Origin of the sequence: Nocardiopsis yanglingensis, assembly GCF_045809185.1 — a bacterium.
GTDB classification, from domain to species: domain Bacteria; phylum Pseudomonadota; class Gammaproteobacteria; order Xanthomonadales; family Xanthomonadaceae; genus Stenotrophomonas; species Stenotrophomonas yanglingensis.
Window position 1 is genome coordinate 333,890 of the sequence record NZ_JBJNRH010000001.1, and the last position, 14,836, is coordinate 348,725.

14 protein-coding genes are annotated in these 14,836 nt (G+C 66.7%); 4 read left to right on the top strand and 10 right to left on the bottom strand.

Annotated elements, in window-relative coordinates; translation table 11 throughout:
- Nucleotides 1–112 precede the first annotated feature (112 nt).
- Genes epmA through ligA form a run of 3 tightly spaced genes read right to left on the bottom strand, consistent with a single transcriptional unit; the run spans nt 113 to nt 4,066 of the window.
- Complete coding sequence (epmA, locus tag ACJ7C5_RS01585) at nt 113–1,069, bottom strand: EF-P lysine aminoacylase EpmA (RefSeq protein ID WP_412702888.1); 957 nt, start codon at nt 1,067–1,069, stop codon at nt 113–115.
- Entirely contained in the window at nt 1,066–1,551 is a 486-nt protein-coding gene (locus ACJ7C5_RS01590; RefSeq protein ID WP_010480482.1) for a GNAT family N-acetyltransferase, read from the bottom strand. The genes epmA and ACJ7C5_RS01590 overlap by 4 nt, the downstream gene beginning before the upstream one ends.
- A 49-nt stretch (nt 1,552–1,600) precedes the next feature.
- Nucleotides 1,601–4,066 carry an NAD-dependent DNA ligase LigA gene (gene ligA / locus ACJ7C5_RS01595; protein WP_412702889.1) on the bottom strand — a complete coding sequence of 822 codons (2,466 nt, stop codon included), beginning with the start codon at nt 4,064–4,066 and terminating at the stop codon, nt 1,601–1,603.
- 317 nt (nt 4,067–4,383) lie between these two features.
- Between ligA and ACJ7C5_RS01600 the strand changes: the two genes are divergently transcribed.
- On the top strand, nt 4,384–5,508 hold the full coding sequence (locus ACJ7C5_RS01600; protein ID WP_412702890.1) for a pyridoxal phosphate-dependent aminotransferase: 1,125 nt from the start codon (nt 4,384–4,386) through the stop codon (nt 5,506–5,508).
- 196 nt (nt 5,509–5,704) lie between these two features.
- On the opposite strand, the gene zipA is transcribed toward ACJ7C5_RS01600, so the two are convergent.
- The 7 genes from zipA to ACJ7C5_RS01635 form a co-directional block, all read right to left on the bottom strand.
- Nucleotides 5,705–6,442, bottom strand: a complete 738-nt coding sequence (gene zipA / locus ACJ7C5_RS01605) for a cell division protein ZipA (RefSeq protein ID WP_088026490.1) — start codon at nt 6,440–6,442, stop codon at nt 5,705–5,707.
- Nucleotides 6,443–6,488: 46 nt separating this feature from the next.
- Nucleotides 6,489–9,992 carry a chromosome segregation protein SMC gene (gene smc, locus ACJ7C5_RS01610; RefSeq protein ID WP_412702891.1) on the bottom strand — a complete coding sequence of 1,168 codons (3,504 nt, stop codon included), beginning with the start codon at nt 9,990–9,992 and terminating at the stop codon, nt 6,489–6,491.
- A gap of 259 nt (nt 9,993–10,251) precedes the next feature.
- Nucleotides 10,252–10,701: a 50S ribosomal protein L9 gene (gene rplI, locus ACJ7C5_RS01615; protein WP_014037734.1), complete on the bottom strand. Its 450-nt coding sequence runs from the start codon at nt 10,699–10,701 to the stop codon at nt 10,252–10,254.
- A 105-nt stretch (nt 10,702–10,806) separates the two neighbouring features.
- Nucleotides 10,807–11,037: a 30S ribosomal protein S18 gene (rpsR, locus tag ACJ7C5_RS01620; protein ID WP_002804494.1), complete on the bottom strand. Its 231-nt coding sequence runs from the start codon at nt 11,035–11,037 to the stop codon at nt 10,807–10,809.
- Between the two features lie 11 nt (nt 11,038–11,048).
- On the bottom strand, nt 11,049–11,486 hold the full coding sequence (gene rpsF / locus ACJ7C5_RS01625) for a 30S ribosomal protein S6 (RefSeq protein ID WP_049445625.1): 438 nt from the start codon (nt 11,484–11,486) through the stop codon (nt 11,049–11,051).
- 229 nt (nt 11,487–11,715) lie between these two features.
- On the bottom strand, nt 11,716–12,258 hold the full coding sequence (locus ACJ7C5_RS01630) for a CbrC family protein (RefSeq protein ID WP_412702892.1): 543 nt from the start codon (nt 12,256–12,258) through the stop codon (nt 11,716–11,718).
- Between the two features lie 58 nt (nt 12,259–12,316).
- The gene (locus ACJ7C5_RS01635) at nt 12,317–12,655 is read right to left on the bottom strand and encodes a HesB/IscA family protein (protein ID WP_006376495.1); all 339 of its coding nucleotides are present in this window, start codon (nt 12,653–12,655) and stop codon (nt 12,317–12,319) included.
- Nucleotides 12,656–12,783: 128 nt separating this feature from the next.
- Here ACJ7C5_RS01635 and asnS point away from each other — a divergent pair, with 128 nt between their 5' ends.
- The 3 genes from asnS to ACJ7C5_RS01650 are packed head-to-tail and all read left to right on the top strand — an operon-like array spanning nt 12,784 to nt 14,830.
- Nucleotides 12,784–14,178 carry an asparagine--tRNA ligase gene (gene asnS / locus ACJ7C5_RS01640; protein ID WP_057500623.1) on the top strand — a complete coding sequence of 465 codons (1,395 nt, stop codon included), beginning with the start codon at nt 12,784–12,786 and terminating at the stop codon, nt 14,176–14,178.
- Between the two features lie 30 nt (nt 14,179–14,208).
- Nucleotides 14,209–14,508, top strand: coding sequence for a hypothetical protein (locus ACJ7C5_RS01645; protein ID WP_005410232.1), 300 nt, complete (start codon nt 14,209–14,211; stop codon nt 14,506–14,508).
- A 7-nt stretch (nt 14,509–14,515) separates the two neighbouring features.
- Complete coding sequence (locus tag ACJ7C5_RS01650; RefSeq protein ID WP_006453002.1) at nt 14,516–14,830, top strand: hypothetical protein; 315 nt, start codon at nt 14,516–14,518, stop codon at nt 14,828–14,830.
- Nucleotides 14,831–14,836: the final 6 nt, after the last annotated feature.

Genomic DNA, 14,836 nt, shown 5'->3' on the forward strand with positions numbered 1-14,836 from the left:
TCCGATGCCAGTGTCCCGCATCTGCCGTGATAAGAGCATCATCCTGCTTACCGAAGCAAGCACGGAAATGCGGCAATCCGTTCAGTCTTCGATATTCAGAAAACCCTGAAGATCAGGCGTGGGCGAAGTCATAGGCCAGCACGTCGGCGATGCGTGGCGTGCGGTTCATCGCCATCAGCAGCCGATCGACACCCACCGCCACGCCCGCGCACGCCGGCATCGATGGGAGTGCAGCCAGCAGTGCCTCGTCCAGCGCCGGCTGCACCTGGCCGCGTTCGTGGCGGCGCTGCAGGTCACGCTGGAAGCGCGTGCGCTGCTCCTGCGCATCGTTCAGTTCGTGATAGCCGTTGGCCAGTTCCACCGCGCCCAGATACAGCTCGAAACGCTCGGCCAGCGGCGGCGTGCCGGCCCGGATGCGGGCCAGCGCCGCCTGGCTGGCCGGCCAATCGTGGACCACGGTCATCACCGCGTCATCGAAGTGCGGCTGGATGTGGTGGGTCATCAGCAGATCCAGCCAATCGTCGCGGGTCAGCCCGACCGGGTCGATGTGCACGTCGCCAAGCGCGGCGCGCAGCGCGGCTTCGTCAGCCTCGAACGGGTCCACGCCCACATGCTGCTGGAACAGTTCGCGGTAGCTCAGCACGCGCAGGGTCGCACTGCGCCCGACCAGGGCCAGCGCCTGGCCGACCAGCTCGGCGGTCTCCTGCACCAGCCGGTGGTGGTCCCAGCCGACCCGGTACCACTCCAGCATGGTGAATTCGGGGTTGTGGCGACCACCCGCTTCGCCATTGCGGAACACCCGGCCCAGCTCGTAGCAGTCGCCCACACCTGCCGCCAGCAATCGCTTGAGCGGGTACTCCGGCGAGGTGCGCAACCAACGGCGACGGCCACCGGCATCGACATGCCCGGTGAAATCGGTATGGAAGCTGTCGATGTTCGGCTCGGTGTTGCCTGCCACCGACAGGATCGGCGTTTCCACCTCCAGCACGTCGCGCTCGGCGAAGAAGCGGCGTACCAGCGCATTGAGCGCGGCACGCTGCTGCAGCGCGCGCAGCAGGGCCTCGCTCACAGGATGCCCTCCGGTCGCGGGTGGTCCAGCGGCAGGGTCAGCAGATCGCGGGTGTCATCGATGTAACCGCTGGCCAGGTACAGGCGGCGGGCCAGTTCGTTGTGATGGTTCACTTCCAGGCGCAGGCGGCTGACGCCTCGCCCGCGAGCGCGCTGCTCGCAGATGGCCAGCGCCTGCTTGCCGCGGCCGCGGCCGCGCGCGCGGTGGCTCAGGTACAGCTCGTCCAGCAGCATGAAGTGGCCGCCCTGCTCCAGGCTGAAGCCCATCGCGATCACTGCGTAACCGACCACCTCGCCCGCCTCGTCCAGCCACAACAGCACTTCGCCGTTGCGTGGGTCGGCCAGCAGCGCATCCACGCCGCGACGCACGCGCGCGTCGTCGAAGTCGATCCTGTCTTCGGCATAGAACTCGCGCATCAATGCGATCAACAGTTCTTCGTCGGCACGGGTAGCCAGGCGGAAATCCAGCGGGGCGGTCTGCATCGGTGTTCCCTTGTGTTTCATGCCGGGCGCGAGGCACCCGGCGGGGTCATCATTCGTGTTCGGCAAGGTAGGCCAGCAGGCGGTCTTCGTCCCACACCGGTACACCCAGCGATTGCGCCTTGTCCAGCTTGGAGCCGGCCTCGGTACCGGCCACCACGAAACTGGTCTTCTTCGACACGCTGCCGGAGACCTTGGCACCCAGCGCTTCCAGGCGCTCCTTGGCGGCATCGCGGGTGAGCTGGGCCAGGGTGCCGGTCAGCACCACGGTCTGCCCATCCAGCGGGCCGGCCACGATCTCGGCCAGCGCCGGCGCCTTGGTCAGGATCTGCTGCATCGCCTTTTCTGCCGCCAGCAGCATCGCGCCATGGCCTTCGGCGTCCAGCCACGCAGCCAGACCGCGCGCGGTGTCGTCCGGCAGGCCCGCGTTGACGAACTGGCCATGCTCTGCATCCAGCACCGCCTGAGCGCCCGGCAACACAGCCACCAGCTTCTCCGCACGCAGGCGGGTGATGCCAGGGATCTCCGACTCGACCAGCAGCTGCGCCAGATCCAGGCCCTCGCGCAGCTTGGCGCTGGGCGCATGCACATCACTGATGCGCACCTGCCCGACCTGCAGCAGGTCATCGATGGCCTGCTGGTTGCCCTGCTGCTCGAAGAAGTGACCAAGCGAACGCGCCACTTCGCCACCGATGTCCGGCACACGCTTGAACAACGGCCACGGCAGATGGCGGATCAGCTCCAGGTCACCGAACCACTGCGCCAGCGCCTTGGCTGTGCTCTCGCCCACATGTTCGATGCCGAGCGCGAACAGCAAACGCTCCAGCGTGGCCGCACGGCTGGCGTCGATCGCCGCGATCAGGTTGTCGGCCCACTTGGTGGCGATCTTCTTCGTGTTCCATTCGAAGCTGGCCGGCTGTGCCAGCGCCTGTGCGCGCCAGCCCGGATCGTTGCCATCCAGCTTGAGCACCGCATTGAGCACCGCACCACTGCCTTCAGCGGGCAGATGCAGCTTCAGCGCAGCGGCCAGTGCAGAAGGGTTTTCGGCATCCAGCACCAGCTTCAGGTGCAGCAGTTGGTCGCGGTTGAGCCGGTACAGGTCGGCCACGCTCTTGACGATGCCGGCATCGACCAGGGTTTCGATGTACTTGTCGCCGAGGCCGTCGATATCCATTGCACGACGCGAAGCGAAATGGGCAATGGCCTCCTTGCGCTGCGCCGGGCAGGACAGCTCGCCCGAGCAGCGCCATGCGGCTGCACCTTCCTCGCGCACGATTTCCGAGCCGCACACCGGGCAGCGCGTCGGCATCTGCCACGGCGTGGTGCCCTGCGGGCGGCGGTCGAGGATGACGCTGACCACTTCCGGAATCACGTCACCGGCGCGGCGCACGATCACGCTGTCGCCCACGCGCACATCCAGGCGCGCGATCTGGTCGGCGTTGTGCAGCGTGGCGTTGGACACGATCACACCTGCCACCGCCACCGGCGCCAGTCGCGCGACCGGGGTGGCGGCACCGGTGCGGCCGATCTGGATCTCGATCGCCTCCACCGTGGTGCTCTGTTCCTGCGCCGGGAACTTGTGCGCAATAGCCCAGCGCGGCGCGCGCGAAACGAAGCCCATCGCCTGCTGACCCGCACGGTCATCCAGCTTGTAGACCACGCCATCGATATCGAACGGCAGGCCATCGCGGCGCTCACCGATGTCGCGGTAGTAGCCCAGCAGGCCGTCGGTGCCTTCCACCACCTTGCACAACTCACTGACCGGGAAGCCCCAGGCACCGAGCTGGGCCAGGGTGCCCGAATGGGTGTCCGGCAGCTCGCCGCCCTGCACTTCGCCAGTGCCGTAAGCGAAGAAACTCAGCCTGCGCTGCGCACTGATCTTCGGGTCGAGCTGGCGCAGCGAACCGGCCGCAGCGTTGCGCGGGTTGGCCAGCACCTTGCCGCCCTGCAGCCGCGCACGTTCGTTGTAGGCCTCGAAGTCGGCGCGGGCCATGTACACCTCGCCGCGCACCTCCAGCACATCCGGCCAGTCCTTGCCGTGCAGGCGCTTGGGAATGTCACCGATCTCGCGCAGGTTCGCGGTCACGTCCTCGCCGGTACTGCCATCGCCACGGGTCGCGCCGAGCACGAAATGACCATCCTCGTAGCGCAGGCTGATCGCCAGGCCGTCCATCTTCGGCTCGGCCGAGAACTGCAGGCTGCGACGGCCCAGGCGCTCATCGATGCGGCGCACGAAATCGGCCACTTCTTCATCGCTGAAGGCATTGGACAGCGACAGCATCGGCACCGCATGGCGCACTTCCGGAAAGCGGCCGGAGGGGCGCGCACCGACCTGCTGGGTCGGGCTGTCGGCACGGGCCAGTTCCGGGTGCTCGCGCTCCAGCGCTTCCAGCTCGCGCACCATCCGGTCGTAGTCGACGTCAGGGATCTCCGGCGCGTCCAGCTCGTGATAGGCGCGGTTGGCCTGGGCGATCTGCCGGCGAAGGTCTTCGGCGCGTTCGGCGGGGCTGGGGCTCATCGGGATCCGGTGGTTCTGGGATGGCCGGGGATTCTACCGCGCCCGGCTGTCAGCCCCTGTAACGCCACCGCCTTTTGTAGAGTCGAGCCAAGCTCGACGGGTCCTCCCTCGCTCTGGCAGGCGCCAACCACTCCCCCGCCCTGGTAGGTGCCAACCACTCCCCCCGCCCTGGTAGGTGCCAACTACTCCCCCGCTCTGGTAGGTGCCAACCTTGGTTGGCACATCTACAGTCGAGCACGGTTCGACTCTACAAAAGCAGCTTGCCGCCCACCTCCACCAGCGCTAGCGTGCGACGGTTACCCCTCGGAACCCCACCCGTGACCCTGCCCGCCTCCCGTCGACGCTTCCTGCAACTGGCCGGTGCCGGCCTCGCCGTCGCCAGCAGCGGCCTGCCGCAGCTCGGCCAGGCCCAACCCGCGGTCGCCGTCGCCGCGCCCCCTGCCGAAGGCGCCGTACTACTGAACTTCAACGAATGCCCGTACGGCCCCTCGCCCGCTGCCCAGCAGGCCGCGCGCGACAGCATCGCCAGCTGCGGCCGCTACCGTTTCGCACTGGCCGGACAGGTGCGCGACGCCTTCATCGAACAGGCACGCATTCCGGCCGATCACGTACGGCTCTATCCGGGTTCCAGCGAACCGCTGAACCGTGCCGCTGTGCTATGGACCGGCCCACAGGCGGGACTGGTGGTGGCCGACCCGACCTTCGAGACGCTGGGAGAGGTCGCCATTGCACACGGTGCGCACGTGCAGAAAGTGCCACTGCGCGACGACGGCGCACATGACCTGCGCGCGATGGTCGCCGCCGCACACGCACGCCCGACCGGATTGCTGTACGTGTGCAACCCGAACAACCCGACCGGATCAATCAGCCCACCGGATGAGCTCGCCTGGCTACTGGCCCACAAGCCCACGTCCACACGCGTGCTGTTGGACGAGGCCTACCTGCAGTACAGCGAACAGCCGAGCCTGATCGCGCAGGTGGCGCAGCGCGATGACCTGATCGTGCTGCGCACATTCTCCAAGCTTTATGGCATGGCCGGCCTGCGCCTGGGCGTAGCGGCCGCACATCCCGAGCGTCTGCGCGAACTGGCCAGCCTGGGCGACAACCCGCTGCCGGTTCCGGCGCTGGCGGCGGCACTGGCCAGCCTGCACGATCCGCAGTTGATTCCGCAGCGCCGCCTGCAGAATGCCAAGGTCCGGCAGGCGACCATCGCATGGCTCGGCAAGCGTGGTTTCAGCTGCCTGCCGTCGGAAGCGAACTGCTTCGTGGTCGACGTGCAACGCGACGGCAGCGCGTTTGCCAAGGCAATGGCCGACAACGGCGTGGTGATAGGGCGAAGCTGGCCGATCTGGCCGCAGCGCGTGCGCGTGACCGTTGGCACCGAAGAGGAGATGGCCGCGTTCCGCAATGCGTTCGCGAAGGTGGCCGGCGTACCGGCCTGACCCAGTTGGTGGGGGCGAACCTTGGTTCGCCCTATCCACGCATGGCGTGGATCTACTGTTGTGGGTGCCGACCCATTGGTCGGGGTGGGTGCCGACCCATTGGTCGGGGTGGGTGCCGACCCATTGGTCGGGGTGGGTGCCGACCCATTGGTCGGGGTGGGTGCCGACCGTTGGTCGGCACACCGAAAAAATGCCTTTACCAGCGCGGGGTCTTGGTCAGCGGCGGGGCCTGGTGCTGGCGGTCGTAGGCGCGCAGCTCGTCACGGATGTGCGCGATGCGCTGGCGGCCCAGAGCGTTGCGGCTGTCATCCAGCACCACGCCATCCAGCAGTTCGGCCATGCGCTGCACGGTCGGCAGCATCTTCTCCCAGGCGTCCAGCGCGGTCAGCGGCGCCGGCAAGGTCAGGAAGAAGGCGATGGCCGGGGTCTCCATGGCACGGATGTTGGCCATGTCGAAGCTGCCCGGCTTCATGATGCTGGCCATCGAGAAGATCGGGCCGCGCTCGGGATGACCTTCCACCAGCCGGTGGAACACGTTCATGTGGCCGAACACCAGGCCGGTCTTCTCCGCCGCCACCACGATGTCTTCGCCACGCAGCTGTTCGCCAGCCCGGGCGGCCACGAACAGCGAGACGATCTTGTCGAAATCCTGGGTGGCACGCTTGCCGAGGTCGCTGGCGCCCGGGTCGGTTTCGCCCAGGCCGAGTTCGGCCTGCTCGCCTTCCGTGCCCATACCCGGTTCGACGCGGCCATCGGCCACGGTGACGCCGTCTTCGCCCAGCACCGGCTCGCGGCGCTCGCCGCTGGTCGGTTCCGCGCCTTCCACGCGGCGCCCCTGGGGCTTCTTCTTCGGACGGCCAAACAGGAAGATCGCGGCGATCAACAGCAGGCCGGCGGCCAGGATGCCGATGCGCAACAGTGCCGTGTCGGACATTCGATAGGTTCTCCGGCTAGTTCATTCAGGTAACTAGGATGGCACGTCAGGCCGCGCCCGCCAATCGCGCGGCTTCTTCCAGGTCCACGCTGACCAGGCGGCTGACGCCCGGCTCACGCATGGTCACGCCCGACAGCTGGTGCGCGGCCTCCATCGTCGCCTTGTTATGGCTGACGAACAGGAACTGCACCTTTTCGCTCATTTCCTTGACCATGTTGGCCAGGCGGCCAACGTTGGCTTCGTCCAGCGGCGCATCCACCTCGTCCAGCAGGCAGAACGGCGCGGGATTCAGCTGGAAGATGGCGAACACCAGCGCCACCGCGGTCATCGCCTTCTCGCCGCCGGACAGCAGCGAGATGCTGGACACGCGCTTGCCCGGCGGACGCGCCATGATGGTCACACCGGTGTCGAGCAGGTCTTCACCGGTCAGCTCCAGATAGGCATGGCCGCCACCGAACAGGCGCGGATACAGCGCCTGCACGCCGGCGTTGACGCGGTCGAAGGTGTCCTTGAAACGGCCACGGGTCTCGCGGTCGATCTTGCGGATGGCCTCTTCCAGGGTCTCCAGCGCGGTGGTCAGGTCCACATGCTGCGCATCCAGGTACTCCGAGCGCTGCGAGGCCTCGCCGTACTCGTGGATGGCCGCCAGGTTGACCGGCTCCAGCCGGCGCATGCGACCATCGATCTGGTGCACGGCCTGCTCCCAGTCGCCCAGGCGGGCATCCTCGGGCAATGCGTTGAGTACGTCCTGCAGCACGAATCCGGCCTTCTCCACCGCGCCCTGCAGGGTCTCCGCGCTGAGCACCAGCGCCTGCTGGTCCAGCTTGCGCTGCGAAATGCGTTCGCGCTGGGCCAGTGCCTGTTCGTCGCGCTGGTGGCGGGTCTGTTCGTAATTGCGCAGCTCGGCGTCGATGCCGTCCAGCAGCGTGCGCGCCTCGGTCAGCACGCGATCAGCGCGCACGCGCTCTTCCAGCGCGTTCTGGTGCTCGGCCTGCAGCGATTCGACCGGCGAATCGCCCTCATCCAGCTGCGAATGCAGTTCGCCCAGGCGCGAATCCAGCTGCCCGCGCTGGGTGCCCATGCGTTCCAACGCCTGGCTCAGTGAAGCCAGCTGTGCCCGCTGCGATTCCAGGGTCAGCGCCAAGGAATGCGAGCGCTCGCGCACCGCTCGCGCGGCGTCTCTGGCCAGGTCGCGGGCCTCGGTCAGCTGGCGGCGCTCGCCCTCCAGCCGCTGCCGGGTCGATTCCAGGTCGCCCATGCTGCTGACCGCGTTCTCCAACCGCGAACGCGCTTCACGCGCCTGCTCGTTGTTGGCGTCCAGCGTTTCCTGCAACTGCTTCAGCTCACCTTCGATGCGGTCGATGCGCGTGCGCGCCGCTTCCACCTTGCCCTGCTGGCCCTGCAACTGGCCAGCCAGTTCAGAGACCGCTCGATGGGCCTGGTACAGCGCACGCTGCGCGTCTTCGCGCTGCTGCTCCGCGGCGTGCAGCTGCTCACGGAAACCACTCAGCTGTTCTTCCAGCTCGGCCTCGCGGTCCTGCAGCTGCTCGATCTGCTCACGCAGTTCGTTGATCTCACGTTCGCGCAGCAGCGCGCCCTGCTGGGCCGCGCCGGAGCGCGATACGCGCAGCCAACCCTGGCCCAGGCGCTCGCCGCTCTGGGTGATGATCGAATCGCCTTCCGGAAGGCTGCCCTGCAACCCCTTCGCTTCGGAAAGGTCCTTGGCTGCGTGCAGGTGTGCCAGCAGGCGACGGATCGCTGCCGGGCCACGCACGCGGGCGGCCAGCGAGGTCGGTGCGACCTTCAGGTCCGCGCCATCGTTGGCAACCAGCGCGATGTGGCCCTCGCCCAATTCGCCGAGGGCATCGACCAGGCTGGCCGGATCATCAACCAGCACGCCTTCGATCAATTGGCCGAGCGCGCTTTCCACCGCGTTCTCCCAGCCGGCATCAACGTCCAGGCGTTCGCCGACACGCGCCGCCGAATCCAGTCCACGCGCCTTCAACCAGGCCACGGCCGCGCCCTGCTCCTGGCCCAGCGCGGCCTGCTGCAGGGTTTCCAGCGAAGCCAGGCGACCGCGCAGGCCGTTGGCCTGCTTGCGCAGTTCGGCCAGTTCGTTCTGGCCATTGCGCTGCTGTTCCTGCACCGTCGCCACGCCCTGCTTGCGCAGCTCGACGTCTTCGCTCAATTCATCCAGCGCGGTCTTCTGCGTGTCGTGCTGCAGGTGCAGCTGCTCGAAGGCTTCTTCCAGCGCGTCCACGTCCAGGCCGGCGCGTTCGGCGGCCAGCGCTTCACGGCGCCGGTCAGCGTCGAGGATCTGCTTGTCCAGGTAGTCCACGCGCGTGCGCTCGACATCGCCGGCGCGCGACGCCTCCGAACTCTGCGAGGTGTGCTGCTCCCAGCGCAGCTGCCAGCTGGCCAGCCGGTCTTCGGCCTCGCGCAGGCTTTCCTGCTTGATCTCGTTCTCTTCCTGCAGCTCCTCCAGCTGCGGGGTGGCAGCTTCCACCGCCTCGCGCAGCACCAGCAGTTTGGCCTCGTCGCCGCTGATGTGCTGGCCCAGTTCGGCCAACGCCTGGCGCGTCTCGTCGCGCGCCTTGTGCAGGCGCTGCGACAGTTCGCGCTGGTGCTGGATCTGCTGTTCCACGCGCGCCAGCGTGCTGCCGACCTGGTAGACCGCAGCCTGCGCGGTGTTCAGCGCGTCGGCGGCCTCTTCGCGTCGAACGCGCGAGGTCTCGATGCGGGCCTCGGCGTCACGCTGGTCGGCGATCAGCTGCTGCAGTTTGGTCTCTTCCTGCGACAGCCCTTCGCGCAGCTTGGACAGGCGACCGTCCAACCCGCGGAATTCCAGGGCTTTCCACTCGGCATCCTTGACCCGGCGCTCTTCCTGCAGGGCCTGGTACTGCTCAGCCTGCTTGGCCTGGCGCTTGAGGTGTTCGAGCTGCTTGCTGATCTCGTCACGCAGATCGCCCAGCCGGTCCAGGTTCTCGCGGGTGTGGCGGATGCGGGTCTCGGTTTCCTTGCGGCGCTCCTTGTACTTGGAGATGCCGGCCGCCTCTTCCAGGTACACGCGCAGGTCTTCCGGGCGCGCCTCGATGATCTGGCTGATCATGCCCTGCTCGATGATCGAGTAGCTGCGCGGGCCCAGGCCGGTGCCGAGGAACAGGTCGGTGATGTCGCGGCGGCGGCACTTGGTGCCGTTGAGGTAATAGTTGCTGGTGCCGTCGCGGCTGACCGTGCGCTTGACCGAGATTTCGTTGAACGAGGCGTACTCGCCCGAGATCGTGTGGTCCGAATTGTCGAAGATCAGCTCGACGGTGGCCTGCGAGACCGGCTTGCGGGCATTGGAGCCGGAGAAGATCACGTCGGTCAGCGAGTCGCCACGCAGACGGCTGGCCGAACTCTCGCCCATGACCCAGCGCACGGCGTCGATGATGTTCGACTTGCCGCAGCCATTGGGGCCCACCACGCCGGTCATGTTGGTCGGCAGGTGCAGGGTGGTCGGATCGACGAACGACTTGAAGCCGGACAGCTTGATCGTGGAAAGACGCATAGGGGTTCCGGACTGGGGCCGGCAAGCGGCCTGCGTTTACCCTCCAAGTCATTGATCCTGTTGAAATCAATGCCCGTGGAACGGGTGTGACGCCCTGAGTATACCGATGTGGCCGTGTTCTACGAATGGGCGTGGAACATTGTCCAGCCCCACCCCGTCGGCCAGACGTGGCCCGACACCACGAAACGGAGCCATAAAACAAAACGGGCACCCTTGCGGGCGCCCGTTCTGCGGTGATGCCAGGCCTTGCGGCGTGGGATCAGGCTTCGGCGACGACGACGACCTTGACGGTGGTCTCGACGTCGGCGTGCAGGTGGACCAGCACGTCGTATTCGCCGATGTTGCGGAAGGCGCCTTCGCCCAGGATGACTTCGCTCTTGCTGACCGGCAGGCCGGCAGCGGTGAAGGCATCGGCGATTTCGCGGGCGCCGACCGAGCCGTACAGCTTGCCTTCGGTCGAAGCGTTGGCCGGGATGGTCACGCTCGCGCCTTCCAGCTTGGCCTTGCGGGCGTCAGCGTCGGCGTGGATGGCCTGGGCCTTGGCTTCGTATTCGGCGCGCTTGGCTTCGAACTCGGCCTTGTTGCTCTCGGTGGCCGGAACGGCCTTGCCCTGCGGCACGAGGAAGTTACGGCCGTAGCCCGGCTTCACGTCGACCAGGTCGCCCAGGTTGCCGAGGTTGGTGACTTTCTGCAGGAGGATCAGCTGCATGGTATTGCTCCAGATGAGTTATTCGTTAGCGAGGCGATGCCCCGCAACAAAGGCTGTCCGAATAGCTGGCACAGCGGGGGCGGCACCGGGCCGCCCCGCCGGGCATCAGACGTCGTGGTTGTCGGTGTACGGGATCAGGGCCAGGAAGCGAGCGCGCTTGACGGCGGTCGCCAGCTGACGCTGGTACTTCGACTTGGTACCGGTGACGCGGCTCGGCACGATCTTGCCGTTCTCGGTCAGGTACTGGCGCAGGGTGTTGAGATCCTTGTAGTCGATCTCCTTCACACCTTCAGCCGTGAACTTGCAGAACTTGCGGCGACGGAAGAACTTGGACATGGGAAGGCTCCTTAGGCGGCGGAAGCGGCGTCGTCGCCGGCTTCGTTGTCAGCGGTGGTGGTGGACTCGCCTTCTTCGTCGTCACGACGACGGCGCTCACCGCGCTCCGGCTTGTCACCCTTCTCGTCCTTGCTCTTCATGATCAGCGACTGCTCGGTGTCAGCCTCGTCACGCTTGATGACCAGGTTGCGCAGCACGGCGTCGTTGAAGCGGAAGCTTTCGGTCAGCTCGTTCAGCACGGCCTGGTCGGCTTCGATGTTCAGCAGCACGTAGTGGGCCTTCACCAGGTTCTGGATCGGGTACGCCAGCTGGCGGCGGCCCCAGTCTTCCAGACGGTGGATGGTGCCGTTGCCGTTCTCGACCAGCGACTTGTAGCGCTCGATCATGGCCGGGACCTGCTCGCTCTGGTCCGGGTGGACCATGAACACGATTTCGTAATGACGACTCATGTTTTTTCTACCTTTCGGATGTGGCCTTGCGGCCGGACAGCCCCCCGCCGTTGATACCGCGGTGGGGCAAGGATTCCCGCCAGGAAGGCAGGAAGCCGCGCATTATGGCGCAGATGGGGTGGCCGGGCAACCGGCGGTCCACAGGGCAACCTGAACCGGGGCGCAGCCCTCATACCAACCAAGGCTGGCTGCTACCGGAGCCCCGCACGCTCCACGAATCCGCCTGGATTCACCCCAGATCGACGTGAAGGCGATGCTGGCCGCATTCCAGGCACTGGAACAGGCAGCCGACCATCATCCCGTCCCGGCTCAGATGCTCCAGCACCCAGTCGGCGTCGCGTGGATTGACCGCCGCCACATCGGGCCGGACCTGGTCGAGGATGGGCAGCAGATCGTCGCTGCCGGCGTAGCCGAGGAAGGCGCAGGGTCGTTCGCAATGGCTCAGCCAGACCGATTGCTGCCAGGACAAGTAGCCCGGGGTGCGCTCGCAGATCTCCAGCAGCAGCTCACGGGCGATGGTCGGCGGCGGATCGGACGGATCCGGGGATACCCCCTCGATATCGCTCCAGCCGGTGAATTCGCCCTCGTAACTGGCCGCCGCCCTGCCATCGGCGATACACCAGGGGCACAGGTAATCGGGGCTCAGAACGGAGTAGAACGGCCCCCGGTAGCGCAGTGTGCGCGGCTGACCGCAGCAGTCGCAGACCCCGTCGACCTCTTCGAAGGAGAGGGCGTAGGCGTTGGGGTGATAAATGAAAAGCGGTCGTTCCATCCGTGGATCCTCGCCCTGGTAGCGCCGGGCCACGCCCGGCGGGCACCAGAACCGGCCCTCAGGCCTTGTCGGCGTCGGTGGTGAAGCTCTCGCCGCAGCCACACTCGGCGGTGGCGTTGGGGTTGCTGAACGTGAAGGTCTCGCTCAGGCCGTGCTTGCCGAAGTCGATCACGGTACCGTCCACCAGCGCCAGACTCTTGGCATCGACGTAGATCTTCACGCCGTCCTGGTCGAACACGGTATCGCCCTCGCGCTCGTCGCGGGCCAGGTCGGTGATGTGACCCCAACCCGAGCAACCGGTCTTGGTCACGCCAAAACGCAGGCCCAGCGCGCCGGGGGTCTGGGCGACAAAGCGCTGCACGCGCTCGAAGGCAATGGGGGTCAGGCTGACGGCCATGGGGCTACTCCAGAGGTACGGGGACATTATAAGGAGCCGTTGCCGCGAAAAATGCCTCGCAAGCAGAACGCTGCAACCGGTAAACTCCCGTGTTCACAGATCGAGTCGATCAGCAGAGGATTCAAGTCATGACGGTGGTCAGCGTTGAACATGCGCTTGCCGGGAAGATCCCGGAAGGCGGCGAAGTCACGGTACGCGGATGGGTGCGCACGGTGCGCGGTTCAGCGAATCTGGCTTTCGTGAATGTGAGCGACGGCTCCTGCTTCGCCCCGATCCAGGTCGTGGCCGGCGACAGCCTGGCCAACTTCGACGAGATCAAGCGCCTGACCAGCGGCTGCTCGGTCATCGCCACCGGCACCCTGGTGAAGTCGCAGGGCAAGGGCCAGTCGTTCGAGATCCAGGCCAGCGCACTGGAAGTGGTCGGCTGGGTCGAAGACCCGCTCACCTACCCGATCCAGCCCAAGCCGATGTCGCCGGAATTCCTGCGCGAAGTGGCGCATCTGCGCCCGCGCACCAACCTGTTCGGCGCGGTCACCCGCATCCGCAACTGCCTGGCCCAGGCCGTGCACCGCTTCTTCCACGAGAACGGCTTCAACTGGATCAGCACCCCGATCATCACCACCTCCGACGCCGAAGGCGCCGGCCAGATGTTCCGCGTGTCCACCCTGGACATGGTTAACCTGCCGCGTGACGAGAAGGGCGCGATCGATTTCAGCCGCGACTTCTTCGGCAAGGAAACGTTCCTGACCGTGTCCGGCCAGCTGAACGTCGAGGCCTACTGCCTGGCGCTGAGCAAGGTCTACACCTTCGGCCCGACCTTCCGCGCCGAGAACAGCCACACCACCCGCCACCTGGCGGAGTTCTGGATGATCGAGCCGGAAATCGCCTTCGCCGACCTGGCCGAAGACGCGCGCCTGGCCGAAGAGTTCCTGAAGTACCTGTTCCGCGCGGTGCTGAACGAGCGCAGCGACGACCTGGCCTTCATCGCCGAGCGCGTGGACAAGAACGCGATCACCAAGCTGGAAGACTTCATCAACGCACCGTTCGAGCGCATCGACTACACCGATGCGGTCAGCCTGCTGCAGAAGTCCGGCAAGAAGTTCGACTTCCCGGTCGAATGGGGCCTGGACCTGCAGACCGAGCACGAGCGCTGGCTGACCGAGGAACACGTCGGCCGCCCGGTGGTGGTGACCAACTACCCGGAGCACATCAAGGCCTTCTACATGCGCCTGAACGACGACGGCAAGACCGTTGCCGCGATGGACGTACTGGCCCCGGGCATCGGCGAGATCATCGGCGGCAGCCAGCGCGAAGAGCGCCTGGACGTGCTGGATGCGCGCATGGCCCAGTTCGGCCTGGACCGTGAGCACTACAGCTGGTACCGCGATTTCCGCCGCTATGGTTCGGTGCCGCACGCCGGCTTCGGCCTGGGCTTCGAACGCCTGGTGGTCTACGTCTGCGGGCTGTCCAACATCCGCGATGCGATCCCCTACCCGCGCGCCCCGGGCAGCGCGGACTTCTAAGCCCCACACGACCACGGAGGTACCGCTCCCATGACCCTGTTCTTCGCCCTCTGTTTCGTCGGCGTTGCAGTGGCCGGGTTCAGTGCCTTCGTGATCTTCTGGCCGCTGACCCTGGTGCATGTGCGCGACCGCCATCCGGCGCTCGCCGCGCGCTTTGGCAGCGGCGCCTTCCTCAAGCCCGATGCCCTGGCCTGGCTGCTTCGCCGTGACTATCGCCAGCAGCCGGACCGCTCGCTGTCCGGGCTGGCGACGCCGGCCTGGGTATCGCTGCTGACCCTGCTGGCCGGACTGGGCATGGCCGCCCTGCTCTGGCTGGCCTCGCTCTGGTAACACATCCATGAATGACATCACCGCCTCGCGCGACAGCTGGTGGCTGGCCAGCCTCGGCAACACCCTGATCTGGGCGCGCCTGCGCGTGCGCCCGGCCGGCACCGCCGAAGTGCTCGACAGCGATGGCAACACGCTGAGCTATGACAGCGAAGACACCGCGCGTTCGCAGCTGTTCGATGCCGAGTTCGTCGAGTACGACGGCCTGGACGAGGAAGATGCATTGGTGCGCGGCTTCAGCCTGCACGAAGTGCAGCCGCCGCAGGCCGACAGCGACGAGGGCCTGCGTGGCCGCATGATCCAGTCGCTGGGCGGGCGCGCCTGACCCCGG

Bases quoted from the DNA above. Each gene is read 5' to 3' on its own strand.
- ACJ7C5_RS01590 (WP_010480482.1), bottom strand. From the start codon at position 1,551: ATGCAGACCGCCCCGCTGGATTTCCGCCTGGCTACCCGTGCCGACGAA.
- ligA (WP_412702889.1), bottom strand. From the start codon at position 4,066: ATGAGCCCCAGCCCCGCCGAACGCGCCGAAGACCTTCGCCGGCAGATC.
- zipA (WP_088026490.1), bottom strand. From the start codon at position 6,442: ATGTCCGACACGGCACTGTTGCGCATCGGCATCCTGGCCGCCGGCCTG.
- smc (WP_412702891.1), bottom strand. From the start codon at position 9,992: ATGCGTCTTTCCACGATCAAGCTGTCCGGCTTCAAGTCGTTCGTCGAT.
- rplI (WP_014037734.1), bottom strand. From the start codon at position 10,701: ATGCAGCTGATCCTCCTGCAGAAAGTCACCAACCTCGGCAACCTGGGC.
- rpsR (WP_002804494.1), bottom strand. From the start codon at position 11,037: ATGTCCAAGTTCTTCCGTCGCCGCAAGTTCTGCAAGTTCACGGCTGAA.
- rpsF (WP_049445625.1), bottom strand. From the start codon at position 11,486: ATGAGTCGTCATTACGAAATCGTGTTCATGGTCCACCCGGACCAGAGC.
- ACJ7C5_RS01630 (WP_412702892.1), bottom strand. From the start codon at position 12,258: ATGGAACGACCGCTTTTCATTTATCACCCCAACGCCTACGCCCTCTCC.
- ACJ7C5_RS01635 (WP_006376495.1), bottom strand. From the start codon at position 12,655: ATGGCCGTCAGCCTGACCCCCATTGCCTTCGAGCGCGTGCAGCGCTTT.
- asnS (WP_057500623.1), top strand. From the start codon at position 12,784: ATGACGGTGGTCAGCGTTGAACATGCGCTTGCCGGGAAGATCCCGGAA.
- ACJ7C5_RS01645 (WP_005410232.1), top strand. From the start codon at position 14,209: ATGACCCTGTTCTTCGCCCTCTGTTTCGTCGGCGTTGCAGTGGCCGGG.
- ACJ7C5_RS01650 (WP_006453002.1), top strand. From the start codon at position 14,516: ATGAATGACATCACCGCCTCGCGCGACAGCTGGTGGCTGGCCAGCCTC.